Source organism: Lewinella sp. LCG006, assembly GCF_040784935.1.
Lineage (GTDB): Bacteria > Bacteroidota > Bacteroidia > Chitinophagales > Saprospiraceae > Lewinella.
Genome location: NZ_CP160680.1, coordinates 2,861,241 through 2,879,037, shown reverse-complemented (window position 1 = coordinate 2,879,037; position 17,797 = coordinate 2,861,241). Strand labels below are relative to the sequence as shown.

Here is a 17,797-nt window from a genome sequence, read left to right as displayed (position 1 = left end):
ATATCGCGCAGAGCCGCAGAGGCCGCAGAGGTTTTTTATTGCTGTATATAAAGTAGATACATTTTGACTTTTTTAGTCAGATACACATTAGTGAACAGTCTCAAATTTCCCGTTTTATTATTGATCTATTCTAATAGCCTCAATAAAACCAGCTTTGTCTAGAAGAGGTATCATTCCTTGATCTTCTCTGATTTCAGACGGGAGTGAATTGAAATCCTTGATTGAAAAATATGCTGTACCTATTCCTTTCCATTTGATGGATAAAATTTTGTATTCCCGAGGATCAATTCTCTCTACGGTTTTTCCAAACACTATCTTTTCTCCACCATACAATTTTCCTGTTTCAAATGAATATATACCATTTATCCTTTGAACTTGTAAGGGTACTTTGCTCCATGGAGTAGAAACAAAAATATCTTGAAAGTCAACTCCTTCTCCTACAATGTCAAATTGAACAACTTGAGAATGTAGAATCGACTCGGAGTGCATAGTATTGGAGCCTATGTACAAAAAAACGCAAAATAGTAGACAAAGACTAATTAGAACAAAAGCTAAAATTCTCATATTTTACTGGCTTCTTTTGTAAACCTCTCTACACACTCTGCCCCCCATCAATCGGTAAAGCTAGCCCAGTAATGAAACTAGAGGACGGATCACACAACCAGGTAATTGCGTTGACGATATCTTCTACTTCGCCAAAACGCCGTAAGGGGATGGTCCGCAACAATTTTTGATCGATGCCTTCCACACTGGCAAAAAGTTTGTCGACCAGTGGTGTTTGAGTGAAGACCGGGCAGATGGCGTTCACGCGGATGCCGTAGCGCGCACCTTCCAGGGCAGCGGTTTTCGTCATGCCAATGACGGCGTGCTTGCTGGCGGTATAAGCCAGTTGATTGGGCAAGCCACGCATCCCTGCGATTGAGCTTACGTTGACAATGCAGCCACTTTTTTGTGCTTCCATCAAGCGGAATTGCTCCTTCATACAGTAAAAAACGCCACTTTGATTAACGGCCAAGACTTTGTCCCAGTCGGCGAGTTCCAGCTGGCGGGTGCTAGCCATTGGGCCGCCGATGCCTGCATTGTTGAGACCAATATCTATCCGTCCAAAGTGCTTTTCGGCCAGAGCTACAGCTTGTTGAACCGAAGCGTAATTCGCAACATCACAATGTGTAAATAGGGCATCGGTGCCTGCATTACGAAGGGTTTCGGCCAAGGCTTTGCCTTCTTCCACTTGGATGTCGGCCAGTAATAATTTTGCGCCTTCTTTGGCAAACTCCTGGGCAGCCGCTTTACCGATACCCGAAGCAGCACCAGTGATGAATAAAACTTGATCTTGAAAACGCATGTGGTAAGTTTTTTTTTGGTGCAGCGCATCGTTCTACCTATAGCAAATAATATTGTCCCATAAAAAAGGTGCAGCGCACCGTGCTATATTTTCCAACCTTTAATAAAACCATTGAAGGTAGACAATCCTGCTGAATATAGTACGGTGCGCTGCACCTCGTCATACAAACCTAAAAGACTGCTATAGAGACAAGCGGTACGCTGTACCTTTCCTGCTTAGGGTCACCGCCACCTATCTCCTGTTTGGCAAGCAGACAGGCAGGCCCTACAACTCCGCCACCAGGCGAGCGGCCTGATCTATCGCGAATTTAGCGTCCAGCTCTTTGGCTTCAAAAGCACCGCCGATGAGGTGAACTTTCATGCCGCCTTGCTCCAGCTGGGCCTGTAGTTCCCGCAGCGGTTCTTGGCCTGCACAGATGACCACATGATCAACGGGCAACACCTGAGGTACTTCATTGACTAAAATATGCAAGCCCTCATCGTCAACTTTTTGGTAGCTGACCTGGGAAATCATTGTCACATCTTTCATTTTCAGGCTGGCGCGGTGTGCCCAACCAGTGGTTTTGCCCAGGTTTTTGCCGTGCTTACCGGGAGATCGCTTCAGGAGGTAAATTTCTCGGGGAGAAGGTTCTGGCTGGGCAGCCATTAGGGCACCGCCTGTCTTCATCGCCATATCCACGCCCCATTCTTCCATGTATTTTTCGGTATCCAGGCTCGGTGATTTACCTTCGTGAGAGAGGTATTCGGCCATATCAAAACCAATACCGCCAGCACCGATGATCGCCACTTTTTCACCTACCTCATGCTGGCGATAAAGCACATCAATGTAGCTCAACACCTTGGGGTGATCTTGGCCCGGCAAGGCAATATCGCGTGGTGTAACCCCCGTAGCAAGAATAACCTCATCATAGCCACCAGCCAACAACTGTTCGGCGGTAGCGCGGGTATTCAAATGCAAGTTGACGCCCGTCAATTCGATCTGACGACCAAAATAGCGAAGTGTTTCTTCAAACTCCTCCTTTCCAGGGATGCGCTTAGCCATATTGAACTGACCACCAATCTGGCCTTCACTTTCAAACAAGTCAACCGTATGACCGCGTTCGGCAGCAATGGTAGAGGCTGCTAAACCGGCAGGACCGGCACCAATGACCGCGATTTTTTTCTTCTCAACTGCTGGCAGATAGTTAAGCTCCGTTTCGTGACAGGCCCGGGGATTCACCAAGCAGGAGCAGATTTTCATCTCAAACGTATGATCCAAGCAGGCTTGGTTACAACCAATACAAGTGTTGATCTCATCTACCCGACCTTCCATCGTTTTCTTTACCAATTCGGCATCCGCCAGGAAAGGTCTGGCCATGGAGACCATGTCGGCATCTCCTTTCGCGAGAATCTCTTCGGCGATGCCCGGCATATTGATTCGATTGACGGCCACCAGAGGTACGTTTACTTCGCCCTTCAGTTTGCCCGTCACCCAACTGAACCCACCACGGGGCACTCGGGTAGCGATGGTAGGTACACGTGCTTCGTGCCAGCCGATCCCGGTATTGATAATGGTTGCACCGGCGGCTTCAATCGCTTTGGCGAGCTGTACTACTTCTTCCCAAGTACTACCTCCTTCCACCAAATCCAACATAGACAGGCGGTAGATGATGATGAAATTTTCGCCCACCGCAGCCCTGACACGGCGGACAATCTCTAGTGGAAAGCGCATCCGGTTTTCGTAGGCGCCGCCCCATTCATCTTCCCGATGATTGGTACGCTTGACGATAAACTGATTGATCAGGTAACCTTCCGAGCCCATTACTTCTACGCCGTGATAGCCAGCCTCCTGGGCCAGTACTGCACACTTGGCGTAATCATTGATGGTCCGCTCAATATCTTCGCCCGTCATTTCGCGAGGTTTGAAGAAATTGATGGGAGCCTGTAAAGCCGAAGGGGCCACAATTTTGGGGTGATAACCATAACGGCCGGAGTGTAAAATCTGCATACAGATTGTTCCTCCTTCCGCCCGAACGGCATCCGTAATAAGTTTATGCTTAGCTACCTCCTCTGCATTGGTCAACATAGCAGAATGTGGTCCGACACAACCTTCCTCATTAGGAGAAATACCGCCCGTGACAATTAGACCAACCTTGCCTCTTGCTCGTTCGGCATAAAAAGCAGCGGCGCGCGGAAAACCTCCGGGAGCTTCTTCCAGCATGGTGTGCATGGACCCCATGAGTACCCGGTTCTTCAGTTGTGTAAAACCAAGGTCGAGAGGAGCCAAAAGGTGAGAATAAGCAGTAGACATAATTTAGATATTTCTTCCGTTTGAGGATGCGAAAGATAACATATTTCCACCGAGGTGGCGAATTTTCGCTATAGTTAATTAGGATCAGATTTGCTTGAAAACACCTGAAAATAATTGATTTGATCAGCAAATCTTCCGTAAAAAGCATGAAGTACAGGGTGAATGGATTGACGCTTGCAAAATCTAGTCCATGTACGCTCTACCAACTACCTAATACAGGAAGGTTTGATGTGATTATCAATCGGTTAATAGCTGTACTCCCTCAAACCTGACCTTACTGGTCCCACCACGTTTTCAGATTGGTAGAAACCGTTTTATGAGATTGGTACAAACCTACTTTTACTTCAGAAAATTTAGGGAGTCGCCATTTGGAAGATATGGGGCGTGAAAACGCAAATGGCTCCTCTGGAACACCAAGCCAATTGACATCCAGTTCGCCATTGTTATTGAGATCATGGAACAAGGCTACGGCATAATCACCATAATCCAGATCATTGAGGTAAATCCGCTTCTCTTTGAAATCTTTCACCTTGATGGCTTCCAGATGGGCTTGATCTTTATCCAAAAAAGCTTCCTCCGAGGCGTACAGCCCGATCCAGAGGGTACCGTAATTGTGCTCAATGTCATTAATGGCCAACTCCATACTCCCTGCCGCAGGACGATTCATCCCCAAAAACAGCAGCGTACTGGCCAACAGCAATAAGTAGTGTCGCATTTGATTTGATTTTGTCTTCTTTAGCAAGGGCTATTTAAAAGACAAAAATCAAACCTAAGTAGTTGCTACTTCGTCTGTCCGACAATTGACAAGTTAGCGTGTTTGTAATTCCTAAAAATGTGCTTTTTCTTTCAGCAAGGTCAGTTCCTCCTCGTTACGCATGATCTCTACCAGACCGTTCATTTTAGGAACTTCGTAGGTAAAGTAAAAGCGCATCGTATGCAGAATACCCTCCAGGTAATCATCGGTGAAGTTACCGGCACCAGTGATGCTGAGTTGTTTCGCCGTAACGCCCATTTGCAGCCATTGCCAAGCTACAACAAGGGTACTGAAGTACTCCATAAAAATGTTGGCATCGGCCAGGAAGCGTTCGTATTCGCCCTTAGCCGCGTAAGGCAAGAGGAAGCCCAATACTTCCTGGGTTTCTTTGATTTTACCTCCTAAAGCAGCTGCGTATTTTTGCAATTCAGGCTGTTGGAGTGCGGCCTGAATAGTTGTTTTCATTTCCCCGGCCAGTAGTTCCAGGGCTTTACCATTGTGCATGGTAACTTTCCGACTTAGTAAATCCAGCGACTGGATACCCGTGGTGCCTTCGTAGATGGCAAAAATCCTGATATCGCGGTAGTACTGTTGCAAAACAAAATCACTGCAGAAACCATAACCTCCTAAAATCTGTAGCCCGTTGTCAACTGCTTCCCGGCCCTTTTCGGCAGGAAACGTCTTGGTGATGGGCGTCAGAATATCCAGTAGCATCTTGTATTTCTCCCGCTCCTCTTCTGGTCCGTAAAGCGATAGATCCAGGTACTTGGAAGACTGTAGTACCAAGCTTAAGCCACCTTCGTAGATAGCTTTTTGTAAAAACAACATCCGACGTACATCGGCATGTTCTATGATCAGCGTAGGACTTTCATTAGGATCTTTACGGCCATTATCTAAAATACGACGTCCTTGTGGGCGCTCCTGCGCATATTGCAAAGAAGCATGGTAAGCAGCACTAGCGATGGCTACACCTCCACGACCAACACCAATCCGAGCGCCATTCATCATCAAAAACATGTACCCCAATCCTCGGTGAGGCTGACCGACCAAAAAACCGGTACAATTGTCTTCTTCACCAAAAGAAAGGTGCGTCGTACAGTAGCCCCGCTGGCCCATTTTTTGAAAATCACCCGCAGTAATGACATCATTGTGCACTAAGCCAGCATCCGTAGGTCGGTATTTTGGCACCACAAATAAGGAGATCCCCTTTGTGCCCGCTGGTGCGCCTTCGATACGTGCCAGCACCAGATGGACAAAGTTTTCACAATGCTCGTGGTCACCGCCGGAGATGAAAATTTTCTGTCCCTTTATCTTGTAAGTGCCATCAGCTTGAGGATAAGCGGTGGTGGTAATGTCGGACAAAGAACTACCGGCCTGAGGTTCGGTCAGACACATCGTTCCTCCCCATTCACCACTGATCATGTGAGGCACGTAAGTTGCTTTCAATTCCTCACTGCCAAAATGCAGGATGAGCTCGGCAGACCCCATCGTCAGACCCGTGTAGCCGGGGACATTGTTGTTGGCAGCATCCATGATAAAATAGGTAGCCGTACCTACCGTATTCGGTAATTGTAGCCCCCCATCCTCGTAATCAAAGGTCCCTCCAATAACGCCCAACTCTGCCGACTGGCGTAAGATTTTGCCCAGTGCAGGGTGCGTAATGATCTTACCATCAGCGTAATGCACCGGCTGCTCGTCCATCTCCCGAAAAACAGGATACAGCTCCTGGTCCGAGAAATCCTTGATGGCATCAAGCATAATATTGATGCTATCCATATCATGATCTTCAAATCTTGGCAAGGTTAAGATTTGTTCCAGGTCGTGTGTATGCTGCAGGAGAAAACGCAGCGTATCCATATTTAAGTAAGCAGCCATCGGTTGGAGGGTTTTGAACACGTTCTAATTTGATAATAAAACTACAGGGATTAGTTGACTTTTGCAAATAAATTTGAACGCGTTCTAGAAAAAAGCACTACTTTCATTGTCTGAAATGACATTACTATGAAACGGGAAGCACACAAGGCCGCAGTCAGGGGCAAAATCATCAGCGTTGCCCGCAAGCTTTTCCTGGCGCAAGGTTACCAAAAAACCAAGATGCGCCAGATCAAGGAGGCGGCAGGTGTAGAGATCGGAACGATCTATCATTTCTATCAGAGTAAAGAAGATATTTTCGAAAAAATCGTACTTGAAGCCTTTTTTCGGGTACTTGAACGTACCTCTCGTTTTGCGGAAGGTAATAAACTGCTTCACCTGGCTTGTGAGCTTTCCTGGCACGTACATACCATGGCACAACACGCGCCCTCCGCGGAGCTGTACTTGATGTCGTACAATTCACCTGATATTGCGGCCAAATTGCTCATCAACCAAATCGAGCGCAGTAAAGCTATTTTTGGTGAGCGGTTTCCCGAGAAAGCGAGCGAAGACTATAAAATTTACGCCATGTGTGCCCGTGGTCTGATGCAAAGCATCTCGCTTCAAGCCGTAAGTGGCACCCTCACAGCACCTGACCTTATCGCTCGTGAAAGTATTCAGTTGTTACTAAAAATGATGGATACGCCAGCGGCGGAAACTGAGGAAGTCTTGGAGGCTTTGGCTCAATTGGATATCCCAGAAAAAGTAGCGGGGGTTTTGGGGTAAGCCTCTTTTATGCATTCGCGAGCGCTAACGTCTGTACTCGTTCAGATGTATCAGAATCCCGACGGCGTCGGCGGTAGAGCGACAGTATTTTTTCTGCGACTCAATCAATTGAATATTCACTGTACAGCATTCAATAAGAATCCTAGCTTGAAGATTTATTCCTTAGATTACCAATGAGAACAAGAACGATTAGTATATTAGGTACAAGCTGAAAGATAGCAAAGTAGCAAGTACCTTCAAATGAAATGACATAATGTTTATACAATATTTCTTCTATTTTATTTTCATGCAGCCAATTAACGATTTCTGCAGAAATGGACTGAATATAAAACAGCCCAATCACATAAAAAATATAACTAGCTGCTAGTAAAAGAATCACATATTTAAGTAGATACGCATTTTTATTTAAAAAAGCTCTCGCATCATTAGAGGTTAAAATCCATCCGAGAATTAGCAAATAAATTCCCATTGTTGAATATGCTCCAGTCACAAATCGCTCCTGAAATGTACTCAAAGTAGAAATTAAATGTGTGACCTTATCATCCATCATAATTTATATTTCTATAATATAAGACAAAATTTAAGACTGAAAATACAAATTCGTATTCCTTATTACAAGCTTTTATCGCTAAAACCACTAAGCTCAACTTTTAGTCATAAAAAACACTTAGGGGTCGGAGAAGAATAACTTCCTCCTTTAAACGCTGCTCTTTTCGTGCCGAGGCACGAAGGCATTGCCTATAGCGTTATAAAAAAAATCCTCCCGAACTTTACCGCAGTAAAATCCGGGAGGATAATATGGTTTAAATCAAGCGTCGTATTCCGATCTTTCATCGGAACAAACACAAGATTTTCTATAGTTGACTTACACCCTGTACCAGGAGGGAAATCTCATTGTTCAGTACTTCAATAAAACCACCTTCAATTTGGAAGGTCATTTTTTTGCCGGTTTCGTCGCCTGACTGCTTGGCACTTGCTTCGAGGTTGAAGAAAGTGTAGCCACCAGCGGCAGTTACGATTTCGACTTTACCTTCCGCCAATGCCGAAACAATGGGGGCGTGGTTATTCAGCACCTGAAATTCACCCTTCACACCCGGCACTTTCACCGAGCTGATGGTACCGTGAAAAATTTCACGTTCTGGTGTTAATACTGCAATATTCATGCTCAATCAGTTATGATAAAACTTAAGCTTAAGCTTCTACTTCGGCCAACATCTTCTTACCTGTCTCGATAACATCTTCGATGTTACCTTTCAAGTTGAAGGCTGCTTCTGGATACTCGTCTACTTCACCATCCATGATCATGTTGAATCCTTTGATGGTTTCTTCGATCGGTACGAGTACTCCTTTCAGACCTGTAAACTGCTCGGCTACGTGGAAAGGCTGTGACAAGAAACGCTGTACACGACGTGCGCGGCTTACGATCAGCTTATCTTCGTCAGACAATTCTTCCATACCAAGGATGGCGATGATATCCTGCAATTCGTTGTAACGCTGCAAGATGTTCATTACGCGCTGAGCACAGGCGTAGTGCTCGTCACCAAGTATCGAAGGATCAAGAATCCGGCTAGAAGAATCCAACGGATCCACCGCAGGGTAGATACCCAAAGAAGCGATCTTACGGCTTAGTACGGTCGTTGCGTCCAAGTGAGCAAATGTCGTTGCAGGAGCAGGGTCCGTCAAGTCATCCGCAGGTACATATACCGCCTGTACAGAGGTAATAGAACCACGCTTGGTAGAAGTAATCCGTTCCTGCATCAGACCCATCTCGGTAGCCAGCGTTGGCTGGTAACCTACTGCTGAAGGCATACGTCCCAGAAGGGCAGATACCTCAGAACCGGCCTGGGTGAAACGGAAGATGTTATCAATAAAGAAGAGGATATCACGACCACCGGTAGGATCACTCAAGTCACCATCACGGTAGTACTCAGCAATGGTCAAACCAGATAATGCTACCCGGGCACGTGCACCAGGAGGCTCGTTCATCTGACCAAATACGAAAGTAGCTTTTGAAGTCTCGAGTGCTTTCATGTCTACCTTGCTCAGATCCCAACCGCCTTCTTCCATGCTGTGCATGAAATCTTTGCCGTAGTTGATGATCCCTGCTTCCAACATTTCGCGCATCAAGTCATTCCCTTCACGGGTACGCTCTCCTACTCCGGCAAATACCGAAATACCGTCGTAACCTTTGGCAATGTTGTTGATCAATTCCTGGATAAGTACCGTCTTACCTACACCAGCACCACCGAACAGACCGATCTTACCCCCTTTGGTATAAGGTGCGATCAGGTCAATTACTTTGATACCTGTGAAGAGTACTTCCTTCTCAGTCGACAGATCCTCGTAAGCGGGTGGCTTACGGTGAATAGGTGCAGAGCTAGCTTTGGAAACAGCACCGATACCATCGATGGCTTCTCCAATTACGTTAAACAGGCGGCCCTTGATTACATTGCCGGTAGGCATTGCAATAGGAGCACCCGTATCGGTTACTTCCGTACCGCGGGTCAAACCGTCGGTAGCATCCATAGCGATCGTACGTACGCTGTCTTCACCAAGGTGCTTCTGTACTTCTAGTACCAGTAATTCACCGTTCTGGCGCTTAATTTCTAATGCATTCAGAATTTCGGGCAGCTTAGCACCTTCCGCGGAGAAACTTACGTCTACAACCGGGCCGATAACTTGCTTTACTAGACCGATATTTGCCATAATCTGTCGTTCTGTGAATAGTCAACAATAGTTTTTCGGATCGCCGCCAAGGCTTATGCTTACTGCATTTCCTGACCAGCCCCCTAAAATCGGCAGCAAAAATAGGCTTTTGTCTTGATAATCAAAAGGCAAGCTTTACTTTCTTGCGTAAGTATTTTACAAAAAAGAAGATTAGCTCCCATCAAGCAGCTATTAAAAATAAGGCAGACCGCCCCCGTTAAAATGCCATTTATCGGCCACGAGTAAATGTTGGCAAATTTTATTCGCCATCTTAGCATAGCTGGCTTATTATTCGTGGTGGGGAGATCGGGGTGATTTCTTGTTTTATTGCACCAAAATAATTGCGCTATATGCTGAGGTAATCTTTTCCTGTCACCTTTAGGGGCAAAGCCACTTTCAAGTCATCGGTAGGGCAAAAACAAATTATGAAAGCCAGAACACTTGCCATTACTGCTGGGGGTAGTTACCTCGTGATCTTCTTTACCGCCATTTTTGCTAATTTCCTGATGTTGGAATCTCTACTACAGGCTCCTCTGGAAACGATTCAGCAGCAGCCTATGTTGGTTCGTTGGGGAACGCTCGCCTTTATGATCACGGTCGTTTTTGATGTGGTTGTGGCCTGGGCACTCTACGAGCTGTACCCGACAAATCGCTGGTCTCAACTGAGCACTCTCTTCCGGATGATGCACGCGGCTATTATGGGCGTTGCCATCTTCGCCCTGCCTCTGGCCCTAAAGGCCACTACGGCGGCGGAGGTACTGCAACAGGTAGACATCTTCAATACCATCTGGCTCATCGGCCTGTTCTTTTTTGGTATACACCTCATCTTGCTGGGCAGAATTATCGGCCAGCCTCGGATCATTGCCTTCTTTCTGGTAATAGCCGGCATCATGTACATGATCGACACCGGCGCACACTTCCTGATGGCCGATTACCAGGACTACGCCTCTATCTTCCTGGCCCTGGTGGCCATTCCCAGCATTGTGGGCGAGATGTCTTTTTCTATTTGGTTGTTGCTAAGAGGAGGAAAACTGCGCAAAAACCAAGCTTAACTCCAAACCTCCCCTTACCTTTAGGGGGACCATAAAACCACACGGTGAAAACAGCTGATCAGCAAAATTGGGAAGAACTCGTACGGCGGCTCCTGCTTGGAGCCGACCAACTGCCTGCAGAGGAGCTGGTGCTCGCCGATGACACTCCTGCTGACGAAGATCACGAAGACCACCAGCAACTGCTGGAGGCCATCGGCATCACCCAGATTTTACGCCAGGGCGCCCGGCAATTGCCCCTTCTGGAGGAAGCATTGCCCAGCCCGGCACCGGAAGCCGCCCAAGCTCCCTGCTCGTGGCGCAGCGTGCAGCACCTGAATGCCATCCTCGACGGTCACCACCAGCCCGCCCTGCCCGAGTTTGCGCAGCTGCTGCAAAAACACCAGAAGCAATTGCCCCACGAGGCCCTCCCCGACCTGCTGGAACAATGCCGCGAAAAGCCCGAGCTATGGTTGCTCATTGAGCCGATCCTGGGTACACGTGGCCGCTGGTTGTTGCAGCAACACCCCCACTGGTCGGCCTTGCTCCCAACGAGCACTGCGCTAGAAAGCTGGCCGCTGGCCGCCACAAAAGACCAACTCGCGCTGCTCACTGCTTTCCGTCGGGAAGACCCCGAAGCGGCGCTGCAAAGCCTGACGGATCATTGGCTGGAAATGGATCATCAAACCCAGGCCCGCGTCTTGCCCGCGCTGGCGGAAGGACTGAGCGAGCAGGACGAAGCTTTTCTAGAGCATTGTCGCCTCGCCAAGCGAAAAAACGTTCGCCTCGCCGCTACCGAGCTGCTGGCCAGCCTGCCCGCAAGTAGGCTGCAAGATCGCCTCTGGGAACACGCGCAGGAATGTCTGCCACTCAAGGCCAACAAGCTGGAACTGAACCTGCCGGAAGACCTTCCAAAAGCCACCGAGGAAGACGGCATCTACCTCACCGGCAGCAAAACGCCCGGTGGCTTACGCCTCAACTGGCTGCAGCAATTATTGGAACGTATCCCCTTCGCGCGTTGGGAAAACCACTGGCAAAAAGCGCCTTTAGATATCATTCAAATGGTGGCCAAGGTGAGCTACGGCAACCAACTGCTGCAAGCATTCACCAAAAGTCTGCTGCGTCACCCTGACCTGGGAGGTACCGAAGCCATGATCAAATGGTGGCTCCTCACCGACCAGCAAAGTCTGTGGAACAACACCGACGCCAAGCAACTCTTGCAGCAAGCTACCCCCGGCTTCTTCAACGCCAGTTTGCTCACCTGGCTGCAGCAGTTTGGCCCCTTGGTGCCCAACGAAACACTGCCCGCCTACTGGCTGCTCCACAGCCCCCATGCCTGGCAGCCAGCCCTGAGCAAGATGATCGTCCTCGGCTTCCAGGACGTCATCCAGGGGCGCAGCACGGCCAACTTGGACCTCTGGCATTACCGCTCCCTGCTCGAGAAAGCCGCCTACCATAGTGATCCGCAACTCTTACCGCTGTTCAAGAGCGGCTGGTCGTTTCGCTCGGGTGAATTTGGTCGCTGGCACGCCGATTTGGAGAAGATGTTGCAGATCCTCCACTTTCGGGGGGAGATGGTGCGCGAGTTGGGGGCTTGAGTGTAAATACGTGAATGTGTGAATGTATTTATACGAATGGGGTGGAGATTCCTCTTCTTTCCCAGAGTCCGCGGCTCACTACTGCTCTGCTCCATAGCGTCGGGTTTGAAACCGACCCTACGGAGCAGAGCGGTGCCCATCCTTCTCCCTTAGGCCTCCGGCATGTGCGTCTGAGAGTGTCCATTGAATAAGCTATCTTTGCTACTACGATTTAACGCTCCAGCAAGTAATACAAACTCCCCTGCTATGCTAGCTCACTACTTATCCCCTCAACAACTCTCGCCATTGCTGGCAGTGCTACTTTCCCTCCTTACCGGGCCGTTTTTACACGCACAGGGCTTTGCCTACATCCCTAGTTTCAATGACGGCGAAGTGGCCGTGATAGACCTCTCTACCAACACGGTGGCGACTACGATTGCGGTAGAAAATACGCCCCTGGGAATAGCTATTAATGAGCTGACCGGCAAGATTTACCTGACGCACCAGACACCCAATACCGTCAGTGTGATTGACGCTACTACGCTGGCAGTAGAGTCCGTCATCCCTGTAGGCGATGCCCCCACCGGAATAGCTGTCAGCGAAGCGGGCAACAAGGTGTACGTAGCCAACCAGAACGACCATACGCTGAGCATCATTGAGGCCGGATCAAACATGGTAACTGCAACGGTAGCTGTGGGGGAAGGCCCGTTTGGTGTTTTTACCAGCCCAGATCAGAGCAGGGTTTACGTCACCAACCAATTAGAGGGCACAGTGAGCGTCATTGCTACCGCTACCGACCTGGTGACGGCGACCATTCCGGTAGGCATTGGGCCCATCGGGATGGCCTTCCATCCAACGACGAACAAAGCCTACGTGGCCAACTTTGGTTCCGATGATATCAGCGTCATTGACATGACCAGTGATACTGTCGAGAGCACCATTACGGCAGGAGATGGTACCTACGCACTGGTCATCAACCTCCTGACGCAGCAGCTCTACGCTACGAATAGCTTGGACAATACCCTGAGTGTGATAGACCTGGCAACGAGCACGCTGGAGACCTCCATAGCCATGCCAGGAGGCCCCGTGGGGATGTCGATAGCGGATGACGAACTGAATCTTTATGTAGTCAATTACTACGGAGACCAGGTAACGGTCGTTGATCTTCTAACCTATACGGCTACCCATACTGTCGGGGTAGGCATCAGCCCCATTGCCTTGGGCGATTTTGTGGTGGGCAGTCCGCTGGTGAGGGTGGAGGATTTGCAAAATACAGCCCTTCGGGTATATCCCAACCCTACCCGCGGGTGGGTGCAGGTGAATGGCTTGAGCGCCAACCGCACCATTGTACTTGACCAGTGGGGGCGTACGGTTCGCGTAATTAATGAGACAGTCAATCGGTATGATTTGAGCGGGCTGCCTACCGGCGTGTATTTCCTCTGGATGGAAGATATTGATGGCCAGTGGTACGCTGTTCGGGTAGTGAAGGCCTAAAGGATACGGGGCGATTCACCCACTTTAGGTAGGGGATAAGAACTCGGGACTACCCGCCGTACTGGAGCGAAGCGGAAGTATAGAGTCGGGTAGGTAAAGTTCTTGGCAGTTTAATTTATTAATGAGAGTGTTCAACTATCTACCACTTCGTAGAACATTACCAACAATCATAATATAACTTCACTGGCCTAACGAAGGGATCTGTATTAATATGTGAATGTGTGGTAAGAACAAATTCCGAAACCTTCTCATTATCCCAAGTAAATGAGTAAGATACTTCGCCTGTCCAAGCACCAACAACATTACGACGAGTCTCAAGTGTTACATTATTTGTTGAAAACCAATATGGAACACCCCATAAACTGAAATCAATTATTAAACTTAAGGGAACAAATGTTAAATGTTTTCTAAAATTTTCATGAGAATCAAATTGAAATTCTCTTATTGTGACAAGGGAATCCCCATTATCTTCATAAAAAGTAACTTCCGTCTCTACAATATTTCCATTTTCATATTTAAAGTCGAATCTGTTTTCATTCCATATTGTTTCACCATTCACCTTCAAAGAGTATATCAAAAAACCTGACTTAAGTTTTCCATTATCCCAATAAAAATCTTCTTCTCTTGATAGTATTCCTTCTCTAGAATATCCCTTTCTATTTATCAAATTTTGACCTTCGTAGAAAAAAGAGTCTCTGACATACCAAGCCCCTTGAGAATAACTTCTTGTAGTAGCTAACAAACCATCTCCATTGTATGTAAACTCTTCATATACACCATTGTCTTTTAATCTCTCTATTACGAAACCATTCTCAATTATATGGGTAAATGTATCCGATGAAATATAAGCAATGCTATCATCAATAACGAGATATGGAGAAGTTATCAACTCTTGAATAATACAATTATCATTCTCTGTAGTAATAATATCGTCATCATTACATTGAAAAAGTAATAAAACTATTATCATTAAGCCAAACCCTTTCATAATCACAGGTATCTGTACTTTCATTTTCTCAGAGATTTAAATATTTTAAAAAACAGTCCATCCGTAAAAGAGATAGCCACATAGCGTTTTATAAATCACAATATAGCTAATTTCCAGCCTCTACTTAACGTAAGTTATTCTTGTGATTTAAGACCACCGCTCCAACGATCATTCCTACCTTCGTCAAGATTCCATTTCCCCTATACGCATTTAATGGAATTTCTCATACTTGTATGTCAATCCCGAAATTTGATTTTGTTTAACTACTTGATTAGAAACATTAGTTAAGCCGCAAGTTTCTCAAATTTTGACCTCCCTAAATGCGACACCATACCAGGCACCATATAAAGTGAGACTTGATGCAGCTCATCAGATTCCTGAGAATAAAACACCTGCCCTCACCTCGAAGTAGCCTCAAAATGACCGCGTCAGCCCGCCTGCTGCGCCAGCATGGCCGACAGGCAGTACCCAAACCTTACATCCCTCCACCACAACCAATAGGCGAACCATCTGGCAAGTCTGGAGCCGATGGCACTTTGAACTGCTCTGGTGCTCTCCGAAACTGCTGAATCTGCTCACGCAGGTAGCGCAAATGTGCCTGATCGGGGCTATTGCTGGCTGAAGCAGTGAGGCGTTCAGGAATAACACCTTCGATATCAATCAGCGTAGAAAGTGCGGCGGCGGCAACTTGGGGTTGAATATCATTGCGAGCAGCTAGTGTCATCAGATGATAAACGAAACGTTGTTCCACCACCCTGGCCAAAGCATGCTGGTAATTGCCCGCACCACTAGCTACCTCTTCCTGTAATTGCTTACGCGTAGTGGCCATCACTTCGGTAGCCGACAGATAATAAGGCTTGCGGGCAGATTGCTCGACCAAGCGCGCCAAACGCGCTGGATGGAGCAAAAACTGAAAGGTATAATCGGCTGAAGCCTCGGCAGCAGCCAGGGGGTCCAGTGTCAATCCCGTATGAATTTTAAATTGCTCGCGCCCGCGCTCATAGCCATAAGCTTGCGGTGGAATGAGGGCCAGGATATGCTCAGGGATCATCAAAAAATCAGGGCGCAGCGTTTCCAACATGCCTTTGAATGCGTTGCGTTGTTCTTGGTTGGAAACGATCTCTACCGTTTCTACCTTACCCTCTCCACGTACAGCATAGGAATAATCTACACCCCCGATTAACTTGGCAACGGCCTCGGTCTGGTAGCGGTGCATAAAGTAGATAGGCACCAGCACATCTTCCAGGGTAGACATGGGTGCTCCGACCGCAATATTCTGCTCACTGAAATTAATCATTGATCGTTTTCTCAACAAACTCAACCGGCGCAGCTCCTCTGTAGCCGACTGTCCGTTATCCCAAAGATGGGAATACGGATGTGCTCCGGCTACCGGGCGGGAGTCGGGATCGGAAATATACTTCAAGCCCAGTTGGCTGTTTTCAGACAGAATAGCTTGCAAGCCGTCTTCAACATTTTGTCCTTCCGGAAAATCCTGGTAACCGTACATAATGGTCCGCTTGTCCCAGGCACCTATGCCCGTATCGTAAGCCTGATCGTAGGCAATGTTGCCATCGGCATCAATACGGATGTAAGGGTGAGGATAATCCATCACAGATGCACGATCATTGTAGCTCGAAGCAAAATTGTGGGCCAGCCCCAAGGTATGTCCAATCTCGTGTGCTGAAAGCTGGCGTAGCCGCGCCAGAGCCATTTCCAGCAATCGGGGATCGGCTTCCTTACCATTTTCGTAAGCAGCAACCAAGCCTTGCGCAATGAGAAAATCCTGGCGTACGCGCAAGCTTCCCAGCAGTACGTGGCCTTTAATAATCTCACCAGTGCGAGGATCGACAACGGAGCTACCATAGCTCCAGCCTCGGGTGCTCCGATGGGTCCAATTGATAACATTGTAGCGTACATCCATGGGGTCAGCGTCCGGAGGAAGCACCTCCACACGGAAAGCGTTGCGGTAACCCGCAGCCGTGAAAGCTTCATTCCACCAGCGGCCACCCTCCAGCAGGGCCGATCGAATGGGTTCCGGTGTGCCCCGATCCAGGTAATAAATGATGGGTTCAACGGGGTCACTGATTGCCGCAGTAGGGTCTTTCTTGGCCAGCCTATGACGGGTAATCAGACGCTTGACCAAGGGCTGATCGATGGGCGTCGCATAATCGTAAAAACTAAAGGGGAAATATCCCGAACGAGGGTCATACACCCGTGGTTCGTAACCAGCATCCGGCAACTCCACGAAACTATGGTGTTGGTTCACAGAAACGGCATCAGCATTGGGCGTCACGGAACGAATCTCGCGCCCCGTAGCATCCCCCACAAAAGTAACCAGCGCATCAAATTCACTGTTCTTGGGGAAGCTCTTACAACGTTCCAGATTGATCATGCTGCGGTCGGCATCGGTCTTGTAGGTCCCTTGCTTGTTGGTCTTGAATTTACCAATGACATCGTGCGCGTCTCGCAAAAGAAAAGGCGTCAAATCCACCAACAAGCGCTCGCCTTCTATAGCTACCGCTTTGAAACCAAACAAAACCGACTGTGCAAAAGCATCTTTCACCGATTGTTGCTCTTCAGGATTATCGCTCACTGCGCGGTACGCGTAGTTGGGTTGAACCATGAGTACCTTGGGGCCAGAACGAACGAACTTGACAATCCGGTCAGATCCTAGTTGATTGCGATCCAAGCCAATGTCATTTGAACCTACACCACCCGTAAGGCTGTTAACGTAAAGAAACTCCTCGTTCCAGCGCGAGATTTCCAAAAAAAGCTTACCACTGCTTTCCTGCCAGAAAAAATTGAAATAGCCCGGATAAGCGACGCAATCTTTGGTATATTCCGTAATGGTTGGAGGGGCTTTGTCCTTGTCCTGACCAAAGACAGGAAAAGCAAACATCAGCAACAAAAAAATGAGTAGTAAATAGTTCTTCATAATAAACATCAGCTTGATAGCAGGAAAGATAGGGAATTCTTGCT

At 47.9% G+C, this 17,797-nt stretch carries 14 protein-coding genes; 4 read left to right on the top strand and 10 right to left on the bottom strand.

From position 1 onward, the window contains the following. Positions 1 to 117 precede the first annotated feature (117 nt). From AB0L18_RS10215 to AB0L18_RS10195, 5 genes are all read right to left on the bottom strand, one after another. Complete coding sequence (locus tag AB0L18_RS10215; protein ID WP_367392487.1) at positions 118 to 564, bottom strand: hypothetical protein; 447 nt, start codon at positions 562 to 564, stop codon at positions 118 to 120. Positions 565 to 592: 28 nt separating this feature from the next. Next, positions 593 to 1,345, bottom strand: coding sequence for an SDR family NAD(P)-dependent oxidoreductase (locus AB0L18_RS10210; protein WP_367392486.1), 753 nt, complete (start codon positions 1,343 to 1,345; stop codon positions 593 to 595). A 264-nt stretch (positions 1,346 to 1,609) separates the two neighbouring features. Beyond that, a complete protein-coding gene (locus tag AB0L18_RS10205; protein WP_367392485.1) occupies positions 1,610 to 3,634 on the bottom strand; it encodes an FAD-dependent oxidoreductase in 2,025 nt (674 codons plus the stop codon). Between the two features lie 274 nt (positions 3,635 to 3,908). Then, the gene (locus AB0L18_RS10200; RefSeq protein ID WP_367392484.1) at positions 3,909 to 4,349 is read right to left on the bottom strand and encodes a DUF2141 domain-containing protein; all 441 of its coding nucleotides are present in this window, start codon (positions 4,347 to 4,349) and stop codon (positions 3,909 to 3,911) included. A 111-nt stretch (positions 4,350 to 4,460) separates the two neighbouring features. After that, a complete protein-coding gene (locus AB0L18_RS10195) occupies positions 4,461 to 6,263 on the bottom strand; it encodes an acyl-CoA dehydrogenase (protein ID WP_367392483.1) in 1,803 nt (600 codons plus the stop codon). Positions 6,264 to 6,389: 126 nt separating this feature from the next. Between AB0L18_RS10195 and AB0L18_RS10190 the strand changes: the two genes are divergently transcribed. Next, positions 6,390 to 7,025 (top strand): TetR/AcrR family transcriptional regulator, encoded by a 636-nt coding sequence (locus AB0L18_RS10190; RefSeq protein WP_367392482.1) that lies wholly within the window; start codon positions 6,390 to 6,392, stop codon positions 7,023 to 7,025. Positions 7,026 to 7,167: 142 nt separating this feature from the next. Here the strand turns inward: AB0L18_RS10190 and AB0L18_RS10185 are convergent, their stop codons facing one another. From AB0L18_RS10185 to atpD, 3 genes are all read right to left on the bottom strand, one after another. Continuing rightward, positions 7,168 to 7,575, bottom strand: coding sequence for a hypothetical protein (locus AB0L18_RS10185; RefSeq protein ID WP_367392481.1), 408 nt, complete (start codon positions 7,573 to 7,575; stop codon positions 7,168 to 7,170). Between the two features lie 304 nt (positions 7,576 to 7,879). Next, a complete protein-coding gene (locus tag AB0L18_RS10180; RefSeq protein WP_367392480.1) occupies positions 7,880 to 8,188 on the bottom strand; it encodes a F0F1 ATP synthase subunit epsilon in 309 nt (102 codons plus the stop codon). A 28-nt stretch (positions 8,189 to 8,216) separates the two neighbouring features. Further along, on the bottom strand, positions 8,217 to 9,731 hold the full coding sequence (gene atpD / locus AB0L18_RS10175; RefSeq protein ID WP_367392479.1) for a F0F1 ATP synthase subunit beta: 1,515 nt from the start codon (positions 9,729 to 9,731) through the stop codon (positions 8,217 to 8,219). Between the two features lie 425 nt (positions 9,732 to 10,156). Here atpD and AB0L18_RS10170 point away from each other — a divergent pair, with 425 nt between their 5' ends. The 3 genes from AB0L18_RS10170 to AB0L18_RS10160 all read left to right on the top strand — a co-directional run bounded on the left by AB0L18_RS10170 (position 10,157) and on the right by AB0L18_RS10160 (position 13,830). Next, positions 10,157 to 10,783, top strand: coding sequence for a DUF4386 domain-containing protein (locus tag AB0L18_RS10170; RefSeq protein WP_367392478.1), 627 nt, complete (start codon positions 10,157 to 10,159; stop codon positions 10,781 to 10,783). Between the two features lie 389 nt (positions 10,784 to 11,172). Further along, positions 11,173 to 12,357 (top strand): DUF5691 domain-containing protein, encoded by a 1,185-nt coding sequence (locus AB0L18_RS10165; protein WP_367392477.1) that lies wholly within the window; start codon positions 11,173 to 11,175, stop codon positions 12,355 to 12,357. Positions 12,358 to 12,603: 246 nt separating this feature from the next. Then, on the top strand, positions 12,604 to 13,830 hold the full coding sequence (locus tag AB0L18_RS10160) for a T9SS type A sorting domain-containing protein (protein ID WP_367392476.1): 1,227 nt from the start codon (positions 12,604 to 12,606) through the stop codon (positions 13,828 to 13,830). A gap of 157 nt (positions 13,831 to 13,987) precedes the next feature. Here AB0L18_RS10160 and AB0L18_RS10155 read toward each other — a convergent pair whose 3' ends face one another. Continuing rightward, entirely contained in the window at positions 13,988 to 14,842 is an 855-nt protein-coding gene (locus AB0L18_RS10155) for a hypothetical protein (protein WP_367392475.1), read from the bottom strand. Between the two features lie 451 nt (positions 14,843 to 15,293). Further along, complete coding sequence (locus tag AB0L18_RS10150; protein WP_367392474.1) at positions 15,294 to 17,753, bottom strand: zinc-dependent metalloprotease; 2,460 nt, start codon at positions 17,751 to 17,753, stop codon at positions 15,294 to 15,296. Between the last annotated feature and the right edge of the window lie 44 nt (positions 17,754 to 17,797).

Bases quoted from the DNA above. Each gene is read 5' to 3' on its own strand.
- AB0L18_RS10195 (WP_367392483.1), bottom strand. From the start codon at position 6,263: ATGGCTGCTTACTTAAATATGGATACGCTGCGTTTTCTCCTGCAGCAT.
- AB0L18_RS10160 (WP_367392476.1), top strand. From the start codon at position 12,604: ATGCTAGCTCACTACTTATCCCCTCAACAACTCTCGCCATTGCTGGCA.
- AB0L18_RS10200 (WP_367392484.1), bottom strand. From the start codon at position 4,349: ATGCGACACTACTTATTGCTGTTGGCCAGTACGCTGCTGTTTTTGGGG.
- AB0L18_RS10155 (WP_367392475.1), bottom strand. From the start codon at position 14,842: ATGAAAGTACAGATACCTGTGATTATGAAAGGGTTTGGCTTAATGATA.
- AB0L18_RS10215 (WP_367392487.1), bottom strand. From the start codon at position 564: ATGAGAATTTTAGCTTTTGTTCTAATTAGTCTTTGTCTACTATTTTGC.
- AB0L18_RS10190 (WP_367392482.1), top strand. From the start codon at position 6,390: ATGAAACGGGAAGCACACAAGGCCGCAGTCAGGGGCAAAATCATCAGC.
- AB0L18_RS10185 (WP_367392481.1), bottom strand. From the start codon at position 7,575: ATGATGGATGATAAGGTCACACATTTAATTTCTACTTTGAGTACATTT.
- AB0L18_RS10180 (WP_367392480.1), bottom strand. From the start codon at position 8,188: ATGAATATTGCAGTATTAACACCAGAACGTGAAATTTTTCACGGTACC.
- AB0L18_RS10210 (WP_367392486.1), bottom strand. From the start codon at position 1,345: ATGCGTTTTCAAGATCAAGTTTTATTCATCACTGGTGCTGCTTCGGGT.
- AB0L18_RS10205 (WP_367392485.1), bottom strand. From the start codon at position 3,634: ATGTCTACTGCTTATTCTCACCTTTTGGCTCCTCTCGACCTTGGTTTT.
- AB0L18_RS10170 (WP_367392478.1), top strand. From the start codon at position 10,157: ATGAAAGCCAGAACACTTGCCATTACTGCTGGGGGTAGTTACCTCGTG.
- AB0L18_RS10150 (WP_367392474.1), bottom strand. From the start codon at position 17,753: ATGAAGAACTATTTACTACTCATTTTTTTGTTGCTGATGTTTGCTTTT.
- atpD (WP_367392479.1), bottom strand. From the start codon at position 9,731: ATGGCAAATATCGGTCTAGTAAAGCAAGTTATCGGCCCGGTTGTAGAC.